The organism is Mesorhizobium sp. L48C026A00 (assembly GCF_000502375.1).
Lineage (GTDB): Bacteria > Pseudomonadota > Alphaproteobacteria > Rhizobiales > Rhizobiaceae > Mesorhizobium > Mesorhizobium muleiense.
In genome coordinates, this window is the sequence record NZ_AYWU01000002.1 from 344,077 (window position 1) to 366,967 (window position 22,891).

Sequence of the window (22,891 nt, forward strand, 5' to 3'; positions counted from 1 at the left end):
CACTCGCTATGTTGCACTGCAGCCAAATGTTGCGCCGCAACCAGATCGGAGATTCCATCATGACCGAACCCGCGACAGGCGTCATCGACGCCGTTCTCGATCCGGCGGAAACCGATGAACGAGCCGAGCCGGCGTGGGGAGCGGTCGTATCCCTCGCGCTCGGTGTGTTTGGGCTGGTGACCGCGGAATTCCTGCCTGCCAGCCTGCTGACGCCGCTGGCGCAGGATCTCGGTGTGACCGAAGGCACCGCCGGCCAAGCGGTGACGGCAACCGCCGTTGTCGGCGCGATAGCCGCTCCGACCATGGCCATCGTCACCAAACGGCTGGACCGCAGGCTCGTCATGTGGGGACTGACCGTGCTGCTGATCCTGTCGAACCTGTTGGCGGCGTTTGCGTCCTCGCTTTCCATACTTCTGATCGCCCGCATCATGCTCGGGATCAGCCTCGGCGGCTTCTGGTCGATGTCGGCAGCCATGGCGATGCGGCTCGTTCCGATGCGGCTGATGCCACGCGCCATGTCGATCATTCTCACCGGCGTCTCGGTGGCGACCGTCTGCGCCGCCCCGGTCGGCGCCTATGTCGGCGACATCTGGGGATGGCGAACGGCGTTCATGATCGCGGCTGTTGTCGGCGCCTTGGCGCTGCTGGTGCAGATCGCCACCCTTCCGAAGCTGCCGCCGGCGGGCGTGGCAAGCTTTCGGACCTTGCTGGAGGTCATAAAACGGCCGATGATCAGGGTTGCGCTCCTGGTGATCCTGCTGGTCGCCTCGGGACATTTTGCCGGCTTCACCTATGTCCGCCCGTTTCTCGAGAAGGTGCCCGCGCTGGACATCGAGACGATCTCGCTTGTGCTGCTCGCCTACGGCATCGGTGGCTTCTTCGGCAACTTTGCCGGCGGGTTCATGGCTGAACGAAGCCTCAAGACCGCGGTGGGCCTGGCGCCACTGCTGATTGCGGTCGCGGCACTTCTGCTGCTGACCATCGGCGCTTCGCCCGCGGTGGCGGCGATAGCGGTGGCCGCCTGGGGTTTTGCCTTTGGCGCGGTGCCGGTCGGGCTGCAAGCCTGGCTTGTGCGAGCCGCTCCCGACCAGGCAGAAAGCGCTGGCGGGCTGATGGTCGCCACATTCCAGGTGGCCATCGCACTGGGCGCCGTTTTCGGCGGCCTGCTGGTCGACAATGCCGGCGTTGCCAGCGCTTTCGCCTATTGCGGGATCGCGACGTTGCTGGCGGCCTTGGCGGCGTTCCTGCTCGGCCCGAGGAGCGCAACCTAAGCCATCCGAAGGTGCGTCCCACCTAGGACGCCTCCAAGAACTGGCCCGAATATCGGTTATGGTTTTCGGGCCGTTACGATTGCGGTGACAAAACGGCCCAGACTGTCTTCGACGTAGGATGCAACTTCGGCCTTCGGGTCGAAGCTCCACCAAAGCAGCGAGCCTTGCCAGTGCGATGCCATCAGCAGGCCGATGTCCAACGGCGTGTCGACGACAGAGGCAAAGCAAGAGTCGAGGATGTTGCACAGGGATGCCTTCCACGACGCCCCCCGCGCGCGAAGCACCGGATCGCGCAGATCTTCGCGCAGGACGAGCAGGCCCTCGGCATAGGATTCGATGCCGCCATAGTCTCGTGACAGCGCCACCAGCAATTCGATCGCGCCAAAAGGGGTCCTCGGCGTCGCGTCTGCGAGCTTTGTCGTCTTCGCGTCCAGCCGGTCCCATGCCTGCAGCAAGGTTCTTTGCCTGAGCGTGGCCTTGTTCTTAAAACGCTGCACCAGGGTAGAGCCGGAGAGCCCGCAAGTTTGGGACAGCCGTTCAAATGTGAGTGCCTCCGGGCCATGCCTGTGGATCAGCCGGTGCGCCGCTTCCAGCACGTCCTCGTCGGATTGCGTTTTTTGCCGAGGCATCTTGACACCCATTTATAACCGAATGATCATTTATATATCTTAACATTGAAGAAGGCCAGCATTGGTTGGTCAGAGCATTGGTTGGTCAGAGTCTGGGGAGTTCAATGACGCTTGAGGGAAAGGTCGCTTTGGTCGCTGGCGCCACGCGCGGTGCGGGGAGAGGTATTGCTGTCGAACTGGGTGCCGCGGGCGCGACGGTCTACGTCACCGGGCGGACGACACGCGCGTATCAGTCCGAATACGCCCGCCCGGAAACCATCGAGGAAACGGCGGAGCTTGTTTCAGCGCAAGGCGGCCATGGCATCGCTGTGCAAGTCGACCATCTGGTTGCCGAAGACGTGCGCAAGCTGGTCGACCGGATACGTGTCGAGCAGGGCCGCCTCGATGTGCTGGTCAACGACATTTGGGGCGGCGAGAAACTGTTCGAATGGAACAAGCCGGTCTGGGAGCATGATCTCACGAATGGTTTGCGCATGTTGCGGCTGGGCATCGACACGCATCTGATCACCGCGCATTACGCATTGCAGCTTCTGATCGAGCGCCCGGGTGGCCTGCTGGTCGAAGTCACCGACGGCACCGCGGAGTATAATGCCGAGCATTATCGGCTCTCGCCGTTCTATGACCTCGCCAAAGTGTCGGTGACCCGTATGGCCTGGGCCCATGCCAAGGACCTTGCCCCGCACGGCGCCACCTCGATTTCGCTGACACCCGGCTGGCTGCGTTCGGAAATGATGTTGGAAGCTTTCGGGGTGACCGAGGACAACTGGCGTGATGCGACAGCAAAAGTGCCGCATTTCGTCATTTCCGAGACCCCGCGCTTTATCGGGCGCGCAGTGGCGGCGCTTGCGGCGGACCCGGACCGTTCGCGCTGGAACGGACAGTCGCTGTCGAGTGGCGGGCTGGCGCAGGTCTACGGCTTTACCGATCTCGACGGCTCGCGGCCTGACGCGTGGCGCTACGTTCCCGAGGTTCAGGACGCCGGCAAACCAGCCGATGCGACTGGCTATCGCTAGAGCCATTGAGGTCAGTGTGCTGGGCTGTTCGGGCGACAATAAAAAAGTAGACTGTGCCATGCAATCAGCCCGCCACCGCCTCGAAGCCGTCCTTTGGCGTCTCGCCGTCCGCGCCGACAATGAAAGCGTATTCGTAAAACTCTATCCGGAAGCCGCACGAGCAGCAGCCGACGCCGCCGATGCCAGGCGCAGAGCCGGCGTGACGCTCGGGCCGCTCGACGGAACAATTCTGTCGATCAAGGACCTGTTCGATGTCGCCGGCGAGCCGACCACGGCCGGTTCGTTGTTGCTCAGCACCGCAGCGCCGGCGCTGCGGGATGCCGTCATTGTGCGGCGGCTGCGGCAAGCGGGCGCGGTGATCTTCGGCAAGACCAACATGACCGAATTCGCCTTCACCGCAATCGGCGTCAACCCGCATTACGGCACGCCCGGCAATGCGACCGACGCCGGCCGGATCGCGGGTGGCTCATCCTCCGGCGCCGGTGTTTCCGTTGCCGAAGGCACGAGCGAGATCTCGATCGGCTCCGACACTGGCGGTTCGGTGCGCATTCCGGCATCGCTCAACGGTGTCGTCGGCTTCAAGCCGACGGCGCGTCGGGTGCCGTGCGATGGCGTCTTCCCACTGTCGGCCACGCTGGACTCCATTGGCCCGCTTGCCCGCACCGTCGCCGAATGTGCAGCCGCCGACGTGGTGATGGCGGGCGAAGAGCCTGTGGCTCTGGTTTCGCTTCCGCTTGCCGGACTGCGCATCGGCGTTCCGCGCGGCGTACTCTTCGAGGAGACGGAAGAAGAGGTCTCGGCGGCGTTCGACCGATGTGTTCGCACGGTAGAGCTTGCGGGTGCACGCCTCGCCGATCTGTCCATCGATGACCTCCTTGCCGATTTGCGCGCGGTAACCAAGCAAGCCTCGATCGCGGCAATGGAGGGAGCCGAGGTCCATGCAGATTGGCTCGCGACTGGCGCGACGACACCGGTGGATCCGCGGGTGAGCGAACCGTTGTCACGCGCTGCCGCCGTTCCGGCCACGGCCTATATAAGGGCAATCCGCCGCCGCACGGCGCTTGTCGCGGCCATGGACGAGCGGCTCGCGTCGATCGATGTGCTGGCCCTGCCGACCACACCGGTCACCGCGCCGACCATCGTCTCGATGACCAGCGACGAAGTTCTATGTGAGCGCACGGAAGGCCTTCTGCTGCGCAACACGCAGGTTGCCAACCAGTTCGACCTCTGCGCGATCTCGCTGCCGATGCCGGGAATGGTGCGCCCGGCCGGGCTGATGCTGGTGGCGCGCCACGGCGACGACCACCGTCTCCTGCGCATCGCGGCGGAAGTCGAGGCACTGCTTGGCCGTTGAGGCGCATCAGGCGTCGGCCGGGAACCGCCGCCGGTAATGCTCGAGCACTTCGGGATTGCGCAGATTGACCGGCAATTTGTTGGCCAGCACCAGCAAGGTTTCATCAGCCGAACCGACGCCCATGCGCATCATCGACTGCTCGGTGATGCCGGCCATGTGCGGCGTGACGATGACATTGTCGAAGCCGAAATAGGGGTGATTGGGCGGCAGCGGCTGCGTCGCAAAGACATCGAGCGCGGCACCGCCGATGTGGTCATTCTGCAGCGCTTCGATCAGCGCCTCGTCGTCGATCACCGGCCCGCGCGAAATGTTGATCAGCAGCGCATGCGGCTTCATTCGACCGATGCGCTCGCGGTTGATCAGGCCGCGCGTCTCCGGCGTCAGCGGGCAGCACAGAACGATGATGTCGCTCTGCTCGACCAGCGCATCGATCGACAGCAACCTGACCCTGTCCGGCGCCGGCCTCCTGCTGCGCGTCGTCGCCACCACCTTCAGGTCGAAACCATGCGCCGCGATGTGGCCGACTGCCTGCCCGATCGCGCCGAAGCCGACAATGCCGATCGTCTTGCCGGCGAGCTCGCTGGCGAGAATGGTGTGATCGCGACCGGCCAGCCAGCCCTTCGCCCGCAAGTCGCGGTCGACCATGCGGAAACGCCGCAGCAGCGCCAGCGCCGCGAACATCACGTATTCGGCGACCGAGCGCGCATTGACCGCCGGCACGTTTGCCACCAGCACGCCGGCTGCCGTGGCGGCTTCCATGGGAACCATGTCGAGCCCGGCGCCGTGGCGGATTGCCGCCCGGAGCTTCGTCGCCCTTTCGAAAAGCGCTGCTGGCAGCGGCGCGCGTACGATGATGATATCGGCGTCCCTCGCCTCAGTCGCCAGCGTATCCGCATCGAGGGCGGAGGCGACGACGAGTTCGCCGGCGCCGGTCAGCATGGCGGAGGCGCGCGGATGCAGCGTGTGTGTCGTCAGGATCTTGTGCATGTCAGACCGGTTCTAGCGCTGGGCTGTTAGGTTCTGCCCCGCCGCCCTCGATCAGGCCTTTCCAGTAGCTTTCCGCGCCTTGCAGATGGGCGCTCATCAGCGCCTGGGCGAGATTGCCGTCGCGGCGCAGCAGCGCCTCGTAGATCTGGATGTGCTCGGCATGCGAGCGCATGCTGCGTTCGGGATCGTTGAAGTAGATCGGCAGGCGTTGCTCGCCCATCAGGTAATAGAGGCTGCATATGTTGTGAAAAACGCTGTTCTTGGTTGCCCGCACGATCTCAAGGTGAAATTCGCGGTCCTCCTTGGCGAGGCCCTCGCCCGCCGCAATGCGGTCCTCCGAAGCCTTCAGGATTTCGCGTAGCCGCTCGAAATTTTCCTCGGTGGCGCGCGAGCAGGCAAGCTCGGCCGCCTTGATCTCATGGATCTTGCGCAACTCGACCGTCTCGTAGATCTGGATCGGATCGAGCGGCAGGCCGGCCCTGGCAAAAAGCGCCATCGCTTCGACGCTGGCCTGCTTGGTGTCGATGTAGATGCCGGATTTGGCCCGGCGCTCGACGATGCGCATGGCTTCGAGGATGGCCAGCGCCTCGCGGATCTGGCCGCGGCTGACGGCGAAATGCTCCGCCAGTTCTCGCTCCGACGGCGTCCGGCCGGTCGCCTTGTCGGAGTGCGAGAACAGATAGGCGGCGAGTTCCGCGAGAAGGTTCTTTTCTTTCATGATCAGCCGCGTAGCGCGTGCGCCTCCAGGAACCGTTCCGAAAGGGTGAAACCCAGTCCAGGCTTCTCGGGAATCGCTATCATGCCGTCCTTTGCTTCGACAGTCTCCTCGATCAGATCGTGGATCATCGGATTGGCGCCAAGCGAATATTCGACGGTAAAGCTGGCCGGCGAAGCAGCGCAGACATGCAGCCCGGCAAAGAAGCAAGGCGCGCCGGCCCACAGATGCGGCGCGAAGCGCAGATTGAAGGCGCTGGCGATGGTGCCGATCTTCATCGCCTCGCTGATGCCGCCGCAGAAGGCGGGGTCAGGCTGGAAGATGTCGGCGGCCTTGAGTGTGGCGAGGTCGCGGAAGGCATAGCGCGTCGCTTCGCTCTCGCCGGTGGCGATCGGGATGGAGCCGGACGCCCGCACTTCGGCCATGCCGGATTTGTCGTCGGCGATGACCGGCTCCTCGAACCAGGCCAGGTCGAGATCGCCGGCAAGCTGGATGAAGCGTTTGGCTTCCGCCACCGTATAGGTGCCGTGCGCATCGACCATCAGGTCGACTTCGGCGCCGATCGCCTGTCTTGCGGCGCGGACGCGGGCGGCGGAATTGTGCGGAGCGCCGTCCATCGCGCCGATCCGCATCTTCAGCGCCTTGAAGCCGCCCTTGGCGATATAGGATTTCAACTGCTCGCCGATCGCCTCGGCGGAGGCCCAGCCGCCGGACGCATAGGCCGGCATGCGGTCAAGCTTGCGGCCGCCGAGCAGCCGCCAGACAGGAACCCCCAACGACTTGCCCAGAATATCCCACAAGGCGATATCGACGGCGCTGATCGCGGCGACGCTGATGCCGCGCCGCGCCAATTGCGGCATGGCGTGGCCGTTTTGCGCGGCGCTGTCGTGGCGCACGCCATTGTAGAGCATCTCCCAGATCACCCCGATGTCGGCCGGATCGCAGCCGATCAGCTGCGGCCCGACCTCGTGGTTCAGCATGTGGACGAGGGCGCCATAGCTGCCGGTGCTGCCGGCGGCATTCTTGCCTTCGCCCCAGCCGACCAGCCCGTCGTTGGTCTCGATGCGCAGGATTGCGGCGTCGAACGTCGTCACCTGACCGAAGTCGCTGCGGTGCTGCCGCGCGGCTTCGATCGGTATGCGGACCCACCAGGCTTGGACCGTCTTGATGCGCATGTTCATCCTCTGCCTTGCCGCCGGTAGGGTCGCCGCCGGGCGGAAAGGCTCGTTTCCAGAGATCGACTACTTGATCAGCGGCAGCAGCGTTTCGGCGGTGATGCGCATCTGGTCGGTGTAGAATTTTTCCGTGAGCACGCTGGAACCGTGGTCCTGGATGAATTTGAGCTGCTCCGGCGAGATGTCGACCGGGTTGCGTTCGACCATGTCGGGATAGGGAGCAGCCGGCGTGCGGTCGACAGGGGCGACGAACTCGTTAGTCAACGCGCCGTCGTAGCCGACTTCCTTCAGGGTGCCGACGATTTTCGGCCAGTCGATCTGTCCGAGACCGGCGGCGAAGCGGTTGTTGTCAGCGACGTGGAAATCGAACAGGCGGTTTCCGACCTGCCGGATGGCATCGTAGACGTTAAACTCCTCCATGTGGAGGTGATAGGCGTCAAGGCATACACCGCATTCGGGGCTGACCGCATCGGCCAGCGCCAGCGCCTGGGCGCCGCGGTTGAACAGATAAGTCTCGAAGCGGTTGAGAGGCTCGATCGCGACCTTGACGCCCACTTTCTTGGCATGGGTAAAGCATTCCCTGGTGGCGTCGACCACCCATTCCCATTCTTCTTCCTCGGTGCCGTCCGGCACCACCTTGCCGACCGTGGCGGGAACCAGCGTGATGATCTCGCCGTCGAGTTCGCTGACCATCGTCAGCACGTCCTTGACATACTGCACCGAGCGCTCGCGCTGGCCCTGGTCCCTGGCGGCGAGATTGCGCTCGCCCAGCATCAGCGTCACCGCCCCCCAGCAGCGAATGCCGTGCTCCTTCAGGAGCGCACGTGTCTCATTGATCTTGTATTGGGCGGGCTCGCCGGAAATCTCGATCGACTCATAGCCGAATTTCTTGATGCGCTTGAGCGTCGTTTCCAGCGGTTCCGCCCGCATCCAGTTGTGCGTCGAAAGATGCATGGTCTGTCCTTCCCAGAATTCGCCTGTAACAATTCGCCTGCGACGCACCCCAGATTGCGTTGCATGGTTCCTCCCCAAGGCGCTCCAGCATTTCTCGTAACTGGTTCGACCAATTGGGCGTAAAAAGAGGTCTACAGCAATTTCATCTGGACGGCAAGAAATCCTGCAAGGCAGCCCCGGCCCATGATTATTTCTTTGATTAAACTGGCATATTTGCCCGCTTCCCGGCAATTTGCGCAGCGCTGGTTGTGCGCGGCAGCGCTTGACCAAATGAGCATATTTGGTAATACCAGAATAGCGGTGCGCACTAGCGCCTGTCGAGAAAAGACCAAAGAGGCTGGCCCTGCTTTCAATCGGCGCTATGCTTGGTCGTGGATAATGAGGGAGGATGCCGATGCCGTCGACAATGAAAGGTCCTGGGCTGTTTCTAGCGCAGTTCGCGGGCGATGCCGCACCGTTCAATTCGCTGCCGTCGATCACCAGATGGGCGGCCGGGCTGGGCTACAAGGGCGTGCAGATCCCGACCTGGGACAGCCGGCTGTTCGACCTCGAGAAAGCGGCGTCTTCCCAGGCCTACTGCGACGAGGTGAAGGGCATCTGCAGCGATGCCGGCGTCGAGATCACTGAGCTGTCGACGCATTTGCAGGGGCAGTTGGTGGCGGTGCATCCGGCCTATGACGCGCAGTTCGACGGCTTCGCACCGCCTGCGGTGCACAACAATCCGAAGGCCAGGCAGCAATGGGCGGTCGAACAGATGAAGTTCGGCGCCAAGGCTTCCAAGAACCTCGGGCTCAAGGCGTCGGTGTCGTTTTGTGGAGCGTTGGCTTTTCCCTACCTTTATCCGTGGCCGCAACGGCCGGCGGGATTGATCGAGGAAGCGTTTTCCGAACTGGGAAAGCGCTGGAAACCGATCCTCGACGTCTATGAGGACAATGGCGTCGATGTTGGCTACGAGATCCATCCGGGCGAGGACGTCTTCGACGGTGCGACATTCGAGATGTTCCTTGACGCGGTCGGCGGCCACAAGCGCTGCAACATCAATTACGACCCGTCGCATTTCCTGCTGCAGCAACTCGACTATCTCCAATTCATCGACATCTATCACGAGCGGATCAAGGCCTTCCACGCCAAGGATGCCGAGTTCAATCCGACCGGCCGGCAAGGCGTCTATTCCGGTTATCAGAGCTGGACGAACCGGGCCGGGCGTTTCCGCTCGCTGGGCGATGGCCAGGTGGACTTTGGCGGCATCTTCTCCAAGCTCGCCCAGTATGACTACGATTCATGGGCGGTTCTGGAATGGGAGTGCTGCCTGAAGCACCCCGAGGATGGCGCGGCCGAAGGCGCGCCCTTCATCCAGCATCACATCATCAGGGTGACGGAAAAGGCATTCGACGACTTCGCCGGCGGCGCGACCGATAAAAAGGTGCTGCGCGCCATGATGGGAATCTAGCACCGCTTTCCCTCCCCCTCGAGGGGAGGGTCGATCCGCGCAGCGGATCGGGGTGGGGTCGCTGAGCGTGGAGCTCGGCATGCACCGACCCCTCCCGGCCCTTCGGGCCACCCTCCCCTCAAGGGGGAAGGATATTTCAGACGAGGGAGAAAAATCATGGTCGGCGCATCGAAGTCGGAAACGGGAGGCGGCCCGATCCGCTACGGCATGGTCGGCGGCGGGCAAGGCGCCTTCATCGGCGCGGTGCACCGGATTGCAGCGCGCATGGACAATGAGTTCGCGCTGGTCGCCGGTGCCCTGTCATCCGACCCGGCGCGTGCCAAGGCGTCGGCCGAGGAGCTTGGGCTCGATCCGGCGCGCAGCTACGGCTCGTTCGCCGAGATGGCCAAGGCCGAGGCCAAGCGGCCGGACGGCATCGAGGCGGTGGCCATCGTCACGCCCAACAATGTGCATGTGCCGGCGGCCAAGGCGTTTCTCGAAGCCGGCATCCACGTCATTTGCGACAAGCCGCTGGCGACGACGTTGGCGGAAGCGAAGAAGCTGGCGGCACTGGTTGAAAAGACCGGCAAGGTCTTTGTCCTCACCCACAACTACACCGCCTATCCGATGGTGCGGCAGGCGCGCGAGATGGTGGCCAAGGGGCAACTCGGCGACATTCGCATCGTGCAGTCGGAATACCCGCAGGACTGGCTGACCGAGGACCTTGCCGCCACCGGCCAGAAGCAGGCAGCGTGGCGCTCGGATCCCAAACAGGCCGGCGCCGGCGGTGCGCTGGGCGACATCGGCACGCATGCCTATAATCTCGCACGCTTCGTCTGCGGGCTCGAACTCGATACGCTTTCCGCCGATCTCGACGCCTTCGTGCTAGGGCGGCAGCTCGACGACAATGTCAACGTCATGCTGCGCTTCAAGCCTGTCGGCAAGTCGCACCCTGCCAAGGGCATGTTGTGGGCAAGCCAGGTGGCGCCCGGCCACGAGAACGGGCTGAAGCTGCGGATATACGGCTCGAAGGGCGGGCTTGAATGGGTGCAGGCCGACCCGAACTATCTCTGGTACACGCCGTTCGGCCAGCCGAAGCAGTTGATCACCCGAAATGGCGCCGGCGCGCTGCCCGTCGCCGGGCGCGTCAGCCGCGTTCCGTCAGGCCATCCGGAAGGCTATCTCGAAGGCTTCGCCAACATCTACCAGGAGGCGGCCCGCGCCATCCGCGCGGCGCGCCGCAAAGGCGGCAAGCCGGCTAAGGACGTTATTTTCCCGACCATCCACGACGGTGTCGAAGGCATGGCCTTCATTGAAGCCTGCGTGAAGTCGTCGAAGAAGAACGGGGCCTGGACGAAGCTTTGATCGCTGCGCCCCCTCACCCGGATTGCCAACCGAATTGCAAGGGCAATTCGGGGCAATCCGACCTCTCCCCGAGGGGAGAGGAGACGCCGGCGCTGCCGTCTGCCTCTTCTCCCCAGCGGGGAGAAGGTGGCCGCGAAGCGGCCGGATGAGGGGGCTTATGGCGAAGTCGGCGGAGGAGCCAGCCGGCCGTCAAAAAGGGAGGGACGTCGATGAAAATCGGCATGTGCATGTTTTTGTGGACGACGGCGGTGTCGAAGAAACACGAGCCGGTGCTCAGGGATATCAAGGCGACCGGCTTCGACGGCGTCGAGATACCGATCTTTGCCGGCACGCCGGACGATTACAAAAAGCTCGGCGCGCTGCTCGACCGCATCGGGCTGGAGCGCACCGCCGTTTCGGCGATGGGCGATCCGGCGATGAATTTGATCTCGGCCGATGCCTCGACGCGCAAAGCCGGCATCGACTATATGAAATGGGCGATCGACTGCACACAAGCGCTTCGCGCCAAAACGCTGAGCGGCCCGCTGCATTCGACGCTCGGCGCCTTCTCCGGCAGTGGGCCGACGGCGGCGGAGAAAAAGCGCTCCGTCGCCTCGCAACGCGCCATCGGCGATCATGCCGGCAACAAAAACGTCACCATCGGGCTGGAGGCGCTCAACCGCTTCGAATGCTATCTGCTCAACACAATGGACGATCTGTCGGAGCATGTCGACGCAATCGATCGGCCGCACATCAAGGCGATGTACGACACTTTCCATGCCAATATCGAAGAGACGGACGCGATCGGCGCGTATTCGCGCAACCGCAAAAATGTCGTCCATATCCATATTTCGGAGAATGATCGCGGCGTGCCGGGGCGCGGCCACATTCCGTGGCAAGAGACGTTTTCGGCCATCCGCAAGAGCGGCTATGACGACTGGCTGACGATCGAAGCCTTCGGCCGCTCGCTGAAAGATTTGGCGGCGGCTACCAAGGTGTGGCGCGATTTTTCGGAAAGCCCGGAAGCCGTCTACCGCGACGGCTACAAGCACATCAAGAGCGGCTGGAAAAAGGCTGGCGCCTGGACGCAGCCTTCCTCTCAGGCGATCTGAGCTGCCGGCGGGCGGGCGGAAACGCGCCGCTCATCATTGCTGTTTGCGACGGTCCCCATCAGCTTGCGGCGGAGATAGCTGGAGATGCTGTCGAAGATAAAAACGACAAGCAGGATCAGCAGAACCATGTAGAAAACATTGGCCCAGTTGGTGTTGGTGCGCATGGCCTCCCACAATTTCAGGCCGATGCCGCCGGCGCCGACAGCGCCTATGATCGTCGCTGACCGGGTGTTGGATTCCCAGAAATAAAGGGATTGGCTGAGGAATACCGGCAGAACCTGGGGCAGCACGCCGTAGCGCTGCACCATTGCCGGGGTGGCGCCAACCGAGCGGATGCCCTCGCGCTGCTTGTCGTCGATGTTTTCCAGCGCCTCGGAATAAAGTTTCCCCAAGGTTCCGGTGTCGGTGAAGAAGATAGCCGACATGCCGGCCAGCGGCCCAGGACCAAAGCCGCGCGTAAAGAACAGCGCCCAGATCAGCATGTCGACCGAGCGCAGGAAATCGAAGAAGCGCTTTGTCACCTGGTTGGCTATGCGGCTCGGCGTGACGTTGCGCGCAGCCAGGAAGGCGAGCGGAAAGGCGACGATCGAGGCCAGCACGGTGCCGACAAAAGCCATGACGACGGTCTGCAAGAGTTTCAGCCAGACGTCGCCGTGCTGCCACTCGGCATTGTTCAAAATGTTGTCCCAGGCGAGCGCCGCGTTTGATCGCAACGGGTCGATGCGAGCCCCGGAGACGATCAGTGAAGCGACCTCGCTGAACGGCTTTCCCCAGAATGGCGAGTTCGTGTCGAACACGAAATTGGCCCAGCCGAAGAAACGCCGCCAGGCGACCACCTCGTCGTTCTGCACCTCAGCGCGGCCGAGAAATCCGAACGAGACATAGGCTGTCGAGCCTGGCCTGCGTTGCTCGATCCAGTCAGGCAGCGGTTTGCGCGGTGTCACAGAACTGCCCTTGGCGATGTCAAAGACGACGGTTTCGGCGCCGCGCGTCACGGTGACCAGGTTTGGCGTGACGGCGATCTGGCCATCGGCAAGGGTGACGATCGCCGCCACGACGGCGTTTTCGCGCACTGTTTCAGGCACCGCAGGAGCGGATTGGCCCGACGGGGCGGCCGGGTTCTCGGCAGTTGGCGCGCCAGGCGCCATGAACGAATCCTGCGACGACTTGTTGGTCGCGATCGCCGGTGCCGGCACTGCCTCGACCTGCCGCTCGATGACGGCCATCTGCTTGGCCACCCAGTCGGGATCTGGATTGGATCCCAGTTTGGAGAAGCGGGAGTAGTCGATCGTCAGATGATTGTCCTTGAACTCGATGTCGGGCCGGATTTCGTAGGACACCCAGTCGGCGAGATACGCGCCGGCAAGGTTCCAGTTCGCCTTTTCGAGAACGGCGGCGACCGAGAAGAACCACGAACAATAGAAGGTGTAGAGAATGCAAAGAAGCATGCCGATCGGAGTGGCGTAGCGCTTCCACAGCGAGCGCCGGAACGCCTCCGGATGGCGAGCGGCGATGTCGTTGATGGCGTCAGCATTCATTGCACTACTCTCCGCGCCCGTATGCGAACGCCTGCCGGCCGACAAGACGATGTCTCAGCCATGCCGAAAGCTGGTCGACGGCGACGATCGTGCAGAACAGCAGGAAGACGATGGCGATGGTCTTGGCCTCATGGCCTCGGCCGATCGAAAGACGCAGGGATTCGCCGATGCCGCCGGCGCCGACGGCGCCAAGTATGGTCGAAGCGCGCACATTGATCTCGAAGCGGAGCAGGAAATAGCTGATGAAGTTGGGCAGGACCTGGGGCACTATGCCGAACCACACCCGCTCGACCCAGTTGGCGCCAACGGCGCGCAAGCCTTCCTCAGGTTTCATGTCGGCATTTTCGACGACTTCGAAGAACATTTTTCCGAGCGCGCCGACGGTATGGATGCTGACCGCAATGATCGCAGGAATCGGCCCTAGCGAGAAAATCGCCAGAAAAAAGCCGGCAATGACAATTTCCGGAAAGGCGCGGACGATTTCAAGGAAGCGGCGCGTGAAGAAACGGAGCCAGCGGCTGGCCGTGATATTGCCTGCAGCGAAGAAGCAGAGCAGGAAACCGAATGTGGCGCCCACCAGCGTCGAAAACAGGGCGATGTTCAGCGTCTCGGCCATCCGGTGGAAATACTCCGGAATGTAGATGCCCTGGGTCAGGTAGACCCGGCCTTCCGGGTAGTCGAACTTGAGGCTGCCGTCGTCATAGGGGGACGGCAGGTCGAACAGCGCGCGCACCGGGTCGAACCAGTCGCGCGGCTTCAACTCGGCGAAAAAGTCGGCGACGTAGGGAAGGCGGTCGAAGAACTTTCCGGCGTTGGTTTCGTTGGCGAACCAGAGCGAGCCGGAGAGTGCAAGAAACAGGAAAATCAGGCCGCCGATCGTGTAAAGGCGCCGGCGGGCGGCAAGATCGCGCCAGTGCCGCTCGACGGTGGCTCCCTCCGGTGAAAGCGCGGGCGCGCGGTAAATTTCGGTCGCACTCATCGATAGATCCCCGGCCCCTGATGCGGCAACGCCGCCGGCAGCACGTGGCCCCGGCGGCGTTTTGGCAGTTTGCTTACGAGCCGATCTTCGCCTTACGGGCGTCGATGATCGGCTGGTAGAATTCCGGGGTAACCGGCGAATAGCCCTTGTAATCGCCGCCTTGTATCGCCGAGAAACAGGCCGGATCGGTTTCCGGAAGCTTGGTCAGGAAATCGGTGATCTTCTGCCTGGCGCCGGCGTCGATCGACGTACGCAACACCAGCGGGCCGTTCGGGATCAGCGGCGACTGCCACAGTTCGACGAGGTCATCCATCTTGAGGACGCCCTTGTCGACCATCTTGCGCAGATTGCCCGAGCTGTAGCCGTCGTTGAAGTCGCCGACGCCGGAGGCCCAGGTGGTGCCGGCATCGAACGTGCCCTTCAGGACTTCAAGGACAAGCTGTTCATGGCCGCCGCCGAAACCGGTCGACGCGAAGTAGCTCTTCACATCCATGCCGATGTCCTTGGGCAGTGACGTGACCGGGATCAGGTAACCAGAAGTCGAATCGGGATCGGCGAAACCGAGTTTCTTGCCCTTCATGTCGGCGAGCGTCTTGATGTCGGAATCAGCACGCGCGACCATGACCGCACGGTAGCCGGTCGAGCCGTCGGTCTGGATCGTCGTCAGGATCGGTTGAACCGCGTCCTTGTTTTCGAGATAGACCTTGGCGTAGGCCGAAGCGCCGAGCTCGGCAAAGTCGAGCGTGCCGCCGAGCAGGCCCTGGATGACGCCGTCGTAGTCGGCGGCCGGGAACAGCGAAACTTTTTCGACGCCGAGGACTTGCTTGATGTGGTCGGCGAAGCACTGGTAGTTGCGCAGGCGGTCGGCTTCATTCTCGCCGCCCAAAATGCCGACGCGGAATTCCTTCAGATCCTGTGCCTGAACCGCGCCCACCGCCATGGCGATGATGGAAACGGCACCGAAAAGTATTTTTCTAAACATTTCGCGTCTCTCCTGTTGGTTCCGGCATCGCGCCGGCAGCGTTCGAATTTTGACGGCGCTTTTTTTATGCCCGGCCTTGATGCGGACTGGCGGTCCAGGCGCTCTTTCGTCGTTTGCTTTCGTATACTCGTATACCGGTATCCACTTGCCGGATCGTCGACCTAGTTAGCCGGGAAATGCCGGCTCGAGCGGTCCGGCGGATGCGACGATCTTTTGCTTGATGGCGACGCTGGTCGAGGTGATCGCCTCGGAGATTTCGCCGCCATTGCTGTCGGCGCCATAAACCATGCGCACGGCCTCCCGATTGAGCTCTTCGGGCGGGCCGTCGAACACCACCTTGCCGGCTGCCATGCCGATGATGCGGTTGCAATAGGTGCGCGCGGTATCCAGCGTGTGCAGATTGGTGACCACGGTGAGGCCCTCGCGCAGATTGATGTCCTGCAGCGAATCCATCACCACCTTGGCGTTGAGCGGGTCGAGCGAGGCGATCGGCTCGTCGGCGAGGATGACTTTCGGCTGCTGCATCATGGCGCGGGCAATCGCGACGCGCTGCTGCTGGCCGCCGGACAAGGTGCCGGCCGGCTGCAGCGCCGTGCGGGCGATGTCGAGACGTTCGAGCGCCGCGATTGCCTCGGCCCGTTCCTCGCGGGAGAAGACACCGAGCAGATTGACAACGGTCGAGCGGTGATTGAGCCGCCCGAGCAGCACATTGGTCAAAACGTCAAGGCGCGGCACCAGGTTGAATTGCTGAAAGATCATGGCGCAATCGCGCTGCCAGCGCCTGAGCAGCGAACCGCGCAGGCTCGAGACTTCGGCGCCGTCAAAGAAAATCGAGCCCTGGCTGGGATCGATGAGGCGGTTAATCATGCGCAAAAGCGTCGACTTGCCTGCACCCGAGCGGCCGATGATGCCGACCATCTGGCCTTGAGGGATCGAGATGTCGACATTGCTGACGGCGGTGTTCCTGCCAAACCGACGGGTGACGCCGCGGATTTCGAGCGTGGCTGAGGTTGCTGACATAGGCAAGTTCCAGTCCAGTCGCGTTTCGAAGGTCTGTTAGCCTTGGCTAGCGCAGCCGCATGAAACCGCGGTGTCGGATTGATGTCAGTTTTGTTACCGTCCACAGCCTGGAAGGGGGCGAGCCGGCGGACGCGGTTCGATCAAGTGAATGGTGAATGGTGAATGGTGAATGGTGAATGGTGAATGGTGAATGGTGACAAGAACGGCTTCCCTGCCGCCATTCACTATTCACCATTCACCATTCACTAGCCGCCGTATTTTTCCAGAAATGCTTCCGCCGAAAGCGCGCGAAAATCGTCGAGCGCGGCGCGCAGGCGGGCGTGGTCCCAATCCCACCAGGCAAGTGCCCGATAGCGTTCCGCCGTGCGGCGGTCGAAGCGTTCGCGGATCGGTTTGGCCGGCACGCCGCCGACGATGGTGTAGGGCGCGACGTCCTTCGACACCACGGCGCCGGCGCCGACCGCCGCACCGTCGCCGACGCTGACGCCGGGCAGGATTGTCGAGCCGTGGCCAAGCCAGGTGTCGTGGCCGATGGTGACCCGTTTGGCGCGGCGCTGGGCAAAGAATTCGCTCTCGTGCTCGGCGTCGTCCCAATAGTCAGAGGCGCGATAGGTGAAATGGTGTAGCGTCGGCCGCCAGGTCGGATGGTTGTTGGCGTTGATGCGCACACTGGCGGCGATGTTGGCGAATTTGCCGATCGTCGCGCACCAGGCGCTGCAGTCCTGCATCATGTAGGAATAGTCGCCGAGCGTACTTTCCGAAAGCCGGCAGCGTTCGGCGATCTCGGTCCAGCGGCCGAGCGTCGAGTTGTCGACTTCCGCTGTCTCGTGGACAAGCGGCGTTTCCGACAGTTTTCTGGTCATGCGGCGATTTTCCCGGCGGCAAAAGCGGTCACGTCGATGACGCGGTCGGCCACTGCCTCGCGCACATCATGGTCGTGGAAGATGCCAAGCAGGGCGACGCCGGCTGCCTTCTTGGCCGCGATCAGCGCAATCACCATGTCGCGGTTGCTGGCGTCGAGCGAAGCGGTCGGCTCGTCAAGCAGCAGGATCGGGTGCTCGGTGATGAAGCCGCGCGCGATGTTGACGCGCTGTTGCTCGCCGCCGGAAAAGGTCGCCGGCGGCAGTGCCCAGAGCCTTTCCGGCAGGTTGAGTTGCGCCAGCAAGGCGCGTGCCTTGCCGCGCGCGACCTCGCGGTCCTCGCCGCGCTCGACCAGCGGTTCGGCGACGACATCCAGCGCCGAGACGCGCGGCACTGTGCGCAGGAACTGGCTGACATAGCCGATCGTGAGCCGGCGCACGGCAAGCACGGTGCGTGGGCTGGCCGTCGCCAGATCGATGAGCCCGTCCTCGTGCTGGACGATGATCTGGCCTGCATCGACGGCATAGTTGCCGTAGAGCATCTTCAGGATCGAGCTCTTGCCGGCGCCGGAGGGGCCGCCGAGCACGGCACATTCGCCGCTCCTGATCGAGAACGACACGCCGGCGACGACCGGCAGTCTGATGCCGTCACGCAGATGCATGGTGAAGCTCTTGGCGACATCGGAGACGACGAGCGGGGTTGCCATGATCACACCTGCAGAATGGAAGAAACGAGAAGCTGGGTGTAGGGCGCGCGGGGATCGTCAAGCACGCGGTCGGTGAGGCCGCTTTCGACGACGCGGCCGTCCTTCATCACCATCATGCGTTGCGACAGCAGACGCGCCACCGCAAGGTCGTGGGTGACGACGATCGCCGCCAGGCCGAGATCGGTGACCAGGCCGCGCAACAGGTCGAGCAGGCGCGCCTGCACCGAGACGTCGAGGCCGCCGGTTGGCTCGTCCATGAACACCAGTCGCGGCCCGGTGACGAGGTTGCGGGCGATCTGCAGGCGCTGGCGCATGCCGCCGGAAAAGGCCCGCGGTTCGTCGTCGATGCGGTCCTCGTCGATCTCGACGCGCGACAGCCAGTCGACGGCGGTGGCGCGGATTTTTCCGTAGTGGCGGTCGCCGACCGCCATCAGCCGCTCGCCGACATTGGCCCCGGCCGACACCGTCATGCGCAGCCCGTCGGCCGGGTTCTGGTGAACAAAACCCCAGTCGGTGCGCATCAGGAAGCGGCGCTCGGCCTCGCTCATGCGGTAAAGCTCGCGGAACTGGCCGTCGCGCATGCGGTAGCTGGCGGTGCCGGAGCTCGGCAACAATCTGGTCGACAGGCAGTTGAGCAGCGTCGTCTTGCCGGATCCGGATTCGCCGACCACTGCCAGCACCTCGCCCGGCCACAGGTCGAAGCTGACGTTCTCGCAACCTATGCGCGAACCGTAGAACTTGGACAGCGCGGAGACGCGCAGCAGCGGCTCGTCGCTCATTGCGCCGGCTCCGTTTTTTTCAGGGCAGGAGGGGTCTCGGGCGCAAGGTGGCCGCGATGGCCTTGCTCGCGCCGCTTCTCGCAATGGTCGGTATCGGAGCAGACGAACATGTGGCCGCCATGGTCGTCGAGGATGACCTCATCGAGATAGACGTTTTCGGCCGCGCACAGTGCGCAGGGCTGGTCGAAGGTCTGCACCTCGAACGGATGGTCCTCGAAGTCGAGGCTGACTACCTCGGTGAAAGGCGGTAGCGCATAGATGCGCTTTTCGCGGCCGGCACCAAACAGTTGCAGGGCCGGCGAACGGTGCATTTTCGGGTTATCGAACTTCGGCGTCGGCGACGGGTCCATCACATAGCGACCCTCGACCTTGACCGGGTAGGCATAGGTGGTGGCGATGCGGCCGTGCCTGGCGATGTCTTCGTAGAGTTTTACATGCATGAGGCCGTATTCCTCCAGCGCATGCATTTTGCGCGTTTCCGTCTCGCGCGGCTCGAGGAAGCGCAGCGGCTCGGGAATCGGCACCTGATAGACCAGCACCTGGCCTGCGGTCAGCGGGTGCTCGGGGATGCGGTGGCGGGTCTGGATGATGGTCGCCTTCGCCGTGTCGGTGGTGACGGCGACATTTGCGACCTTCTTGAAGAAGGCGCGGATCGAGACCGCATTGGTGGTATCGTCGGCGCCCTGGTCGATGACCTTCAGCACATCGTCCGGGCCGATGATCGAAGCGGTAACCTGGACGCCGCCGGTGCCCCAGCCATAGGGCATCGGCATTTCCCGTGAGGCGAACGGCACCTGATAGCCGGGAATGGCGATGCCCTTGAGGATCGCGCGGCGGATCATCCGCTTGGTCTGCTCGTCGAGATAGGCGAAGTTGTAGGTTGCGATATCGGTCGGTTGTGCGGTCATTCCGCGGCCTCCCTTTTTTCTTCGACCTTGCCGCCGTTCTCGCGGGCGTCGTGCTCGGCGCGCATGCGGCGCACCAGGTCGAGCTCGGCCTGGAAGTCGACATAGTGCGGCAGCTTGAGGTGCTCGACGAAGCCGGTCGCCTGGACATTGTCGGAATGCGAGATGACGAATTCCTCGTCCTGGGCAGCGGCGACGACATCTTCGCCCAATTCGGTTGCGCGAAGCGCGCGGTCGCAGAGCGCCATGGCCATCGCTTTGCGCTCGCTCTGGCCGAAGACGAGGCCGTAGCCGCGGGTGAATTGCGGCGGCGCCTTTGTCGAGCCCTTGAACTGGTTGACCATCTGGCACTCGGTGACACGCACAGAACCGAGCGGTACGGCGAATGGCAGCTCCGGCACGTCGAGTTCCAGCTCGACCTCGCCGATGCGAACCTCACCGACGAACGGATGGTTGCGGGCATAGCCGCGCTGGGTGGAGTAGCCGAGCGCCAGCAAAAAACCCTCGTCGCCGCGTGACAGCGCCTGCAGGCGGATGTCGCGCGCCATCGGAAATTCCAGCGGCTCGCGGGTGATGTCGCCCGGGATATGGTCCTGCGGCATGTCGCCGTCGGGCTCGATCAGGCCTTCGCGGGCGAGGATGGCGGAGACACGCGGCATGGCGTCCGCGTCGGTGGCACGCTGCAGCGGCTCGGCGACGTCGCCACCGGCGGCAAGCTCGGGATCGAGCAGCCGGTGGGTGTAGTCGAAGGTCGGGCCGAGAAGCTGGCCGCCAGGCAGATCCTTGTAGGTCGCCGACACCCGCCGCTCGACCAGCATCGCGCCGGTGTCGATCGCCCTGGTGTAGCCGAAGCGCGGCAGCGTGGTGCGATAGGCGCGAACCAGGAAGATCGCCTCGATCATGTCGCCGCGCGCCTGAACGATGGCCAGCGCCGCCAATTCGCGGTCGTAGAGCGAACCTTCGCTCATCACCCGGTCGACGCCGAGCGCCAGCTGCTCGACGATCTGGTCGAGGCGAAGCGCCGGCACGGAACGGTCGCCGCGGCGACGGTCGGCGAGCAGGGCGTGTGCGTTGGCAATGGCCGCTTCGCCGCCTTTTACCGCGACATACATATCACGCCTCCATCGTCTTGATGCGCGTGGTGCGCGGCAGGCAGGCAGCGCCTTCCGGGGTGGCGAGGATAATGTCGACACCACGGGGAAAACGCTGATTGTTCTGCTTCCATTGTTCGACGAAGTGGCGCGGCATCTGCGCCGGCGCGATTGTCGCGGTTGTTTCGATGCCGGGACCTTCGAGCAGCAGCGGGGCGCCTGAGACGAGATCGCTGACCTGCAGGATCAGCGTCGTCGAGCGGTCGGGATAGTCCTGGGTGCCTTGTGAAAAGCCGTCGAGCGCCATCATCTCGGCCGGCGTGGCGATCAGCGCGAAATGCGCATCGGCTGGCGTGTGGGCCAGTGGCGCGCCGGTGTGGAAGCCGAGCCAGGATTTCATCGCTGCTGGGGCCTGCAGAACGAGGTCGAGCCAGAGCGGCGTGTCGTTGTCGCACAGCGCCAGCGCGATGGCGCCCGCGGTGGCCGACAGCGGCGCGGGGGGGCGGGCAAAGACCGGCAGAGGCTGCAGGGTGCCCGGCCGTGCCATTGCGTCCATCACGGCGCGGAACACCGTCTGGGCGTCGAACACCGGATCGACAAAGCCGCCCTCGATCGCCTGGGTTGCAATTTCCATCAGTCTTCTCCGCGCACCATGGTGAAGAAATCGACCTTCGTTGCCGCCGTTTCGGCGCGCCGCCGCTCACGTCCGCTGGCCAGTGCGGCCTGCAGCGGCGCAATGAGTTTGCTCTCGACCTCGTTGCGGCGGGNCGCCGCTCACGTCCGCTGGCCAGTGCGGCCTGCAGCGGCGCAATGAGTTTGCTCTCGACCTCGTTGCGGCGGGTGGGATCCTGCCAGAGCGCGTCGGCGATCGCCGCCAGTTTTGCTTTCTGCTTGTCACGGCCGAGCGCATAGCAGTGGCCGACTTCTCCCGAGGCAAGCCGCACCGTCGCGCGGGTGACCGTCGCCTCGCCGACGTTGAATGGTGCGCCGCCGCCGCCGATGCGGCCACGCACGGTGACCAGGCCGGTTTCAGGGCCGCGCAGGAGTTCTGCTTCCGAAGGCAGGCCGGCTTCGTTCCAGAGGCGGACGATATCGTCGCCAATCGATTGCGCCAGCGTCGCCATGACGGCCTTGCGCTCAAGCTGCTGATCGCGCGCTTCCTGTCCTCGCATGGTTGACATTCCCTTGCATCGAAAATTCATCTATTGATATAGACAATTATACGAATTATATCTATTTTCTAAAGCGTGTCCATGACGGACGGATGACAGCGCGAAAAAGATCGGGGCAAAGAAATGATCGGTCAGCAGATGGCCAGCAGCTTGGAGCGGCGCAGCGGCGTCTCGCTGTGGCGGCAGATCGCCGACCAGATCCTGCATTCGATCGCCGTCGGCGACTTTGCCGAGAATGCTGCATTGCCACCGGAAGTTGCACTGGCCGAGCGCTATGGCGTCAACCGCCATACGGTGCGCAGCGCCATCGCCGCACTGGTGCAGGATGGCGTGCTCAGGGCCGAACAGGGGCGCGGCACCTTCGTGCTGTCGCGCAAGCGCCTGTCCTATCCGATCGGAGCGCGCACCCGTTTTTCGGAGGGCTTGCAAGGGCAGGCGTCGGAGCGCCGCAGCGTGCTGCTCGAATCGGCGGTCGAGCCGGCCAGCCGGCGCGTCGCCGAAGGGCTGGGGCTTGCCAGGGGTTCGACTGTCATACGCCTCGAGACACGCGGCGAAGCCGATGGGCAACCGGTCTCGCGTGCGACCGGCTGGTTCGACGCGGCTCGCTTCGCCGGCATCGATGCCGCCATGGCCGAAACCGGATCGGTGACCGCCTCATTCCGGCGTTTCGGCATCGGTGACTATCTCAGACAATCGACGGTGTTGTCGGCCCGCCACGCGGATGCCGCCGACCTTGCCGATCTTAATCTGCAGCCCGGCGCCATCGTGCTGGTCACGGTCGCCGTCAACGTCACGCCGGACGGCCAGCCGATCCAGTTCGCCGAAACGCGGTTTCCGGCCGAGCGGGTCGAGCTCAAGATATCGGCGCTTTAGGT

General features: G+C 63.6%; 22 protein-coding genes and 1 pseudogene. 7 read left to right on the forward strand and 16 right to left on the reverse strand.

Annotated elements, in window-relative coordinates; genetic code table 11:
- The first annotated feature begins 59 nt into the window (after positions 1 to 59).
- Complete coding sequence (locus X738_RS48735; protein ID WP_023797340.1) at positions 60 to 1,271, forward strand: MFS transporter; 1,212 nt, start codon at positions 60 to 62, stop codon at positions 1,269 to 1,271.
- Between the two features lie 56 nt (positions 1,272 to 1,327).
- On the opposite strand, the gene X738_RS48740 is transcribed toward X738_RS48735, so the two are convergent.
- The gene (locus X738_RS48740) at positions 1,328 to 1,900 is read right to left on the reverse strand and encodes a TetR/AcrR family transcriptional regulator (RefSeq protein ID WP_023797341.1); all 573 of its coding nucleotides are present in this window, start codon (positions 1,898 to 1,900) and stop codon (positions 1,328 to 1,330) included.
- 104 nt (positions 1,901 to 2,004) lie between these two features.
- Between X738_RS48740 and X738_RS48745 the strand changes: the two genes are divergently transcribed.
- Both X738_RS48745 and X738_RS48750 read left to right on the forward strand, forming a co-directional pair.
- Complete coding sequence (locus X738_RS48745; RefSeq protein WP_023797342.1) at positions 2,005 to 2,913, forward strand: SDR family oxidoreductase; 909 nt, start codon at positions 2,005 to 2,007, stop codon at positions 2,911 to 2,913.
- Between the two features lie 58 nt (positions 2,914 to 2,971).
- A complete protein-coding gene (locus tag X738_RS48750; protein ID WP_023797343.1) occupies positions 2,972 to 4,267 on the forward strand; it encodes an amidase in 1,296 nt (431 codons plus the stop codon).
- A 6-nt stretch (positions 4,268 to 4,273) separates the two neighbouring features.
- Here X738_RS48750 and X738_RS48755 read toward each other — a convergent pair whose 3' ends face one another.
- The 4 genes from X738_RS48755 to X738_RS48770 form a co-directional block, all read right to left on the reverse strand.
- Entirely contained in the window at positions 4,274 to 5,254 is a 981-nt protein-coding gene (locus tag X738_RS48755; RefSeq protein ID WP_023797344.1) for a hydroxyacid dehydrogenase, read from the reverse strand.
- 1 nt (position 5,255) lies between these two features.
- Positions 5,256 to 5,972, reverse strand: coding sequence for a FadR/GntR family transcriptional regulator (locus tag X738_RS48760; protein WP_023797345.1), 717 nt, complete (start codon positions 5,970 to 5,972; stop codon positions 5,256 to 5,258).
- A 2-nt stretch (positions 5,973 to 5,974) separates the two neighbouring features.
- On the reverse strand, positions 5,975 to 7,144 hold the full coding sequence (locus tag X738_RS48765) for a mandelate racemase/muconate lactonizing enzyme family protein (RefSeq protein WP_023797346.1): 1,170 nt from the start codon (positions 7,142 to 7,144) through the stop codon (positions 5,975 to 5,977).
- Between the two features lie 66 nt (positions 7,145 to 7,210).
- Complete coding sequence (locus X738_RS48770; RefSeq protein WP_023797347.1) at positions 7,211 to 8,098, reverse strand: sugar phosphate isomerase/epimerase family protein; 888 nt, start codon at positions 8,096 to 8,098, stop codon at positions 7,211 to 7,213.
- Between the two features lie 394 nt (positions 8,099 to 8,492).
- Between X738_RS48770 and X738_RS48775 the strand changes: the two genes are divergently transcribed.
- The 3 genes from X738_RS48775 (at position 8,493) to X738_RS48785 (ending at position 11,983) form a co-directional block, all read left to right on the forward strand.
- On the forward strand, positions 8,493 to 9,548 hold the full coding sequence (locus X738_RS48775) for a sugar phosphate isomerase/epimerase family protein (protein WP_023797348.1): 1,056 nt from the start codon (positions 8,493 to 8,495) through the stop codon (positions 9,546 to 9,548).
- Between the two features lie 156 nt (positions 9,549 to 9,704).
- Positions 9,705 to 10,892, forward strand: coding sequence for a Gfo/Idh/MocA family protein (locus tag X738_RS48780; RefSeq protein ID WP_036269291.1), 1,188 nt, complete (start codon positions 9,705 to 9,707; stop codon positions 10,890 to 10,892).
- A gap of 209 nt (positions 10,893 to 11,101) precedes the next feature.
- Positions 11,102 to 11,983 (forward strand): sugar phosphate isomerase/epimerase family protein, encoded by an 882-nt coding sequence (locus X738_RS48785; RefSeq protein ID WP_023797350.1) that lies wholly within the window; start codon positions 11,102 to 11,104, stop codon positions 11,981 to 11,983.
- On the opposite strand, the gene phnE (X738_RS48790) is transcribed toward X738_RS48785, so the two are convergent.
- The 11 genes and pseudogenes from phnE (X738_RS48790) to phnG form a co-directional block, all read right to left on the reverse strand.
- Positions 11,971 to 13,521 (reverse strand): phosphonate ABC transporter, permease protein PhnE, encoded by a 1,551-nt coding sequence (gene phnE / locus X738_RS48790; RefSeq protein ID WP_023797351.1) that lies wholly within the window; start codon positions 13,519 to 13,521, stop codon positions 11,971 to 11,973. The genes X738_RS48785 and phnE (X738_RS48790) overlap by 13 nt on opposite strands.
- Positions 13,522 to 13,525: 4 nt before the next feature.
- Positions 13,526 to 14,500 (reverse strand): phosphonate ABC transporter, permease protein PhnE, encoded by a 975-nt coding sequence (gene phnE, locus X738_RS48795; protein WP_023797352.1) that lies wholly within the window; start codon positions 14,498 to 14,500, stop codon positions 13,526 to 13,528.
- Positions 14,501 to 14,573: 73 nt separating this feature from the next.
- Positions 14,574 to 15,482, reverse strand: a complete 909-nt coding sequence (phnD, locus tag X738_RS48800) for a phosphonate ABC transporter substrate-binding protein (protein ID WP_023797353.1) — start codon at positions 15,480 to 15,482, stop codon at positions 14,574 to 14,576.
- Between the two features lie 165 nt (positions 15,483 to 15,647).
- Positions 15,648 to 16,502, reverse strand: coding sequence for a phosphonate ABC transporter ATP-binding protein (phnC, locus tag X738_RS48805; RefSeq protein ID WP_023797354.1), 855 nt, complete (start codon positions 16,500 to 16,502; stop codon positions 15,648 to 15,650).
- 245 nt (positions 16,503 to 16,747) lie between these two features.
- Positions 16,748 to 17,365, reverse strand: a complete 618-nt coding sequence (locus tag X738_RS48810; protein WP_023797355.1) for a DapH/DapD/GlmU-related protein — start codon at positions 17,363 to 17,365, stop codon at positions 16,748 to 16,750.
- Positions 17,362 to 18,069, reverse strand: coding sequence for a phosphonate C-P lyase system protein PhnL (phnL, locus tag X738_RS48815; protein WP_023797356.1), 708 nt, complete (start codon positions 18,067 to 18,069; stop codon positions 17,362 to 17,364). Before phnL ends, X738_RS48810 begins: the two co-directional genes overlap by 4 nt.
- 2 nt (positions 18,070 to 18,071) lie before the next feature.
- A complete protein-coding gene (phnK, locus tag X738_RS48820; protein ID WP_023797357.1) occupies positions 18,072 to 18,848 on the reverse strand; it encodes a phosphonate C-P lyase system protein PhnK in 777 nt (258 codons plus the stop codon).
- On the reverse strand, positions 18,845 to 19,756 hold the full coding sequence (locus X738_RS48825; protein ID WP_023797358.1) for an alpha-D-ribose 1-methylphosphonate 5-phosphate C-P-lyase PhnJ: 912 nt from the start codon (positions 19,754 to 19,756) through the stop codon (positions 18,845 to 18,847). The genes phnK and X738_RS48825 overlap by 4 nt, the downstream gene beginning before the upstream one ends.
- Positions 19,753 to 20,865 (reverse strand): carbon-phosphorus lyase complex subunit PhnI, encoded by a 1,113-nt coding sequence (locus X738_RS48830; protein WP_023797359.1) that lies wholly within the window; start codon positions 20,863 to 20,865, stop codon positions 19,753 to 19,755. Before X738_RS48830 ends, X738_RS48825 begins: the two co-directional genes overlap by 4 nt.
- 1 nt (position 20,866) lies before the next feature.
- On the reverse strand, positions 20,867 to 21,478 hold the full coding sequence (phnH, locus tag X738_RS48835; RefSeq protein WP_023797360.1) for a phosphonate C-P lyase system protein PhnH: 612 nt from the start codon (positions 21,476 to 21,478) through the stop codon (positions 20,867 to 20,869).
- Positions 21,478 to 22,016: pseudogene (gene phnG, locus X738_RS82165) on the reverse strand (phosphonate C-P lyase system protein PhnG). The gene phnH and the pseudogene phnG overlap by 1 nt, the downstream one beginning before the upstream one ends.
- Before the next feature lie 123 nt (positions 22,017 to 22,139).
- On the opposite strand from phnG, the gene phnF reads away from it, so the two are divergent.
- Positions 22,140 to 22,889 (forward strand): phosphonate metabolism transcriptional regulator PhnF, encoded by a 750-nt coding sequence (gene phnF / locus X738_RS48845; RefSeq protein ID WP_023797362.1) that lies wholly within the window; start codon positions 22,140 to 22,142, stop codon positions 22,887 to 22,889.
- The last annotated feature ends 2 nt before the right edge of the window (positions 22,890 to 22,891 follow it).

What these genes read in the sequence shown, in the direction of transcription:
- X738_RS48735 (WP_023797340.1), top strand. Translation starts at nt 60, where the DNA reads ATGACCGAACCCGCGACAGGCGTCATCGACGCCGTTCTCGATCCGGCG.
- X738_RS48740 (WP_023797341.1), bottom strand. Translation starts at nt 1,900, where the DNA reads ATGCCTCGGCAAAAAACGCAATCCGACGAGGACGTGCTGGAAGCGGCG.
- X738_RS48745 (WP_023797342.1), top strand. Translation starts at nt 2,005, where the DNA reads ATGACGCTTGAGGGAAAGGTCGCTTTGGTCGCTGGCGCCACGCGCGGT.
- X738_RS48750 (WP_023797343.1), top strand. Translation starts at nt 2,972, where the DNA reads ATGCAATCAGCCCGCCACCGCCTCGAAGCCGTCCTTTGGCGTCTCGCC.
- X738_RS48755 (WP_023797344.1), bottom strand. Translation starts at nt 5,254, where the DNA reads ATGCACAAGATCCTGACGACACACACGCTGCATCCGCGCGCCTCCGCC.
- X738_RS48760 (WP_023797345.1), bottom strand. Translation starts at nt 5,972, where the DNA reads ATGAAAGAAAAGAACCTTCTCGCGGAACTCGCCGCCTATCTGTTCTCG.
- X738_RS48765 (WP_023797346.1), bottom strand. Translation starts at nt 7,144, where the DNA reads ATGCGCATCAAGACGGTCCAAGCCTGGTGGGTCCGCATACCGATCGAA.
- X738_RS48770 (WP_023797347.1), bottom strand. Translation starts at nt 8,098, where the DNA reads ATGCATCTTTCGACGCACAACTGGATGCGGGCGGAACCGCTGGAAACG.
- X738_RS48775 (WP_023797348.1), top strand. Translation starts at nt 8,493, where the DNA reads ATGCCGTCGACAATGAAAGGTCCTGGGCTGTTTCTAGCGCAGTTCGCG.
- X738_RS48780 (WP_036269291.1), top strand. Translation starts at nt 9,705, where the DNA reads ATGGTCGGCGCATCGAAGTCGGAAACGGGAGGCGGCCCGATCCGCTAC.
- X738_RS48785 (WP_023797350.1), top strand. Translation starts at nt 11,102, where the DNA reads ATGAAAATCGGCATGTGCATGTTTTTGTGGACGACGGCGGTGTCGAAG.
- phnE (WP_023797351.1), bottom strand. Translation starts at nt 13,521, where the DNA reads ATGAATGCTGACGCCATCAACGACATCGCCGCTCGCCATCCGGAGGCG.
- phnE (WP_023797352.1), bottom strand. Translation starts at nt 14,500, where the DNA reads ATGAGTGCGACCGAAATTTACCGCGCGCCCGCGCTTTCACCGGAGGGA.
- phnD (WP_023797353.1), bottom strand. Translation starts at nt 15,482, where the DNA reads ATGTTTAGAAAAATACTTTTCGGTGCCGTTTCCATCATCGCCATGGCG.
- phnC (WP_023797354.1), bottom strand. Translation starts at nt 16,502, where the DNA reads ATGTCAGCAACCTCAGCCACGCTCGAAATCCGCGGCGTCACCCGTCGG.
- X738_RS48810 (WP_023797355.1), bottom strand. Translation starts at nt 17,365, where the DNA reads ATGACCAGAAAACTGTCGGAAACGCCGCTTGTCCACGAGACAGCGGAA.
- phnL (WP_023797356.1), bottom strand. Translation starts at nt 18,069, where the DNA reads ATGGCAACCCCGCTCGTCGTCTCCGATGTCGCCAAGAGCTTCACCATG.
- phnK (WP_023797357.1), bottom strand. Translation starts at nt 18,848, where the DNA reads ATGAGCGACGAGCCGCTGCTGCGCGTCTCCGCGCTGTCCAAGTTCTAC.
- X738_RS48825 (WP_023797358.1), bottom strand. Translation starts at nt 19,756, where the DNA reads ATGACCGCACAACCGACCGATATCGCAACCTACAACTTCGCCTATCTC.
- X738_RS48830 (WP_023797359.1), bottom strand. Translation starts at nt 20,865, where the DNA reads ATGTATGTCGCGGTAAAAGGCGGCGAAGCGGCCATTGCCAACGCACAC.
- phnH (WP_023797360.1), bottom strand. Translation starts at nt 21,478, where the DNA reads ATGGAAATTGCAACCCAGGCGATCGAGGGCGGCTTTGTCGATCCGGTG.
- phnF (WP_023797362.1), top strand. Translation starts at nt 22,140, where the DNA reads ATGATCGGTCAGCAGATGGCCAGCAGCTTGGAGCGGCGCAGCGGCGTC.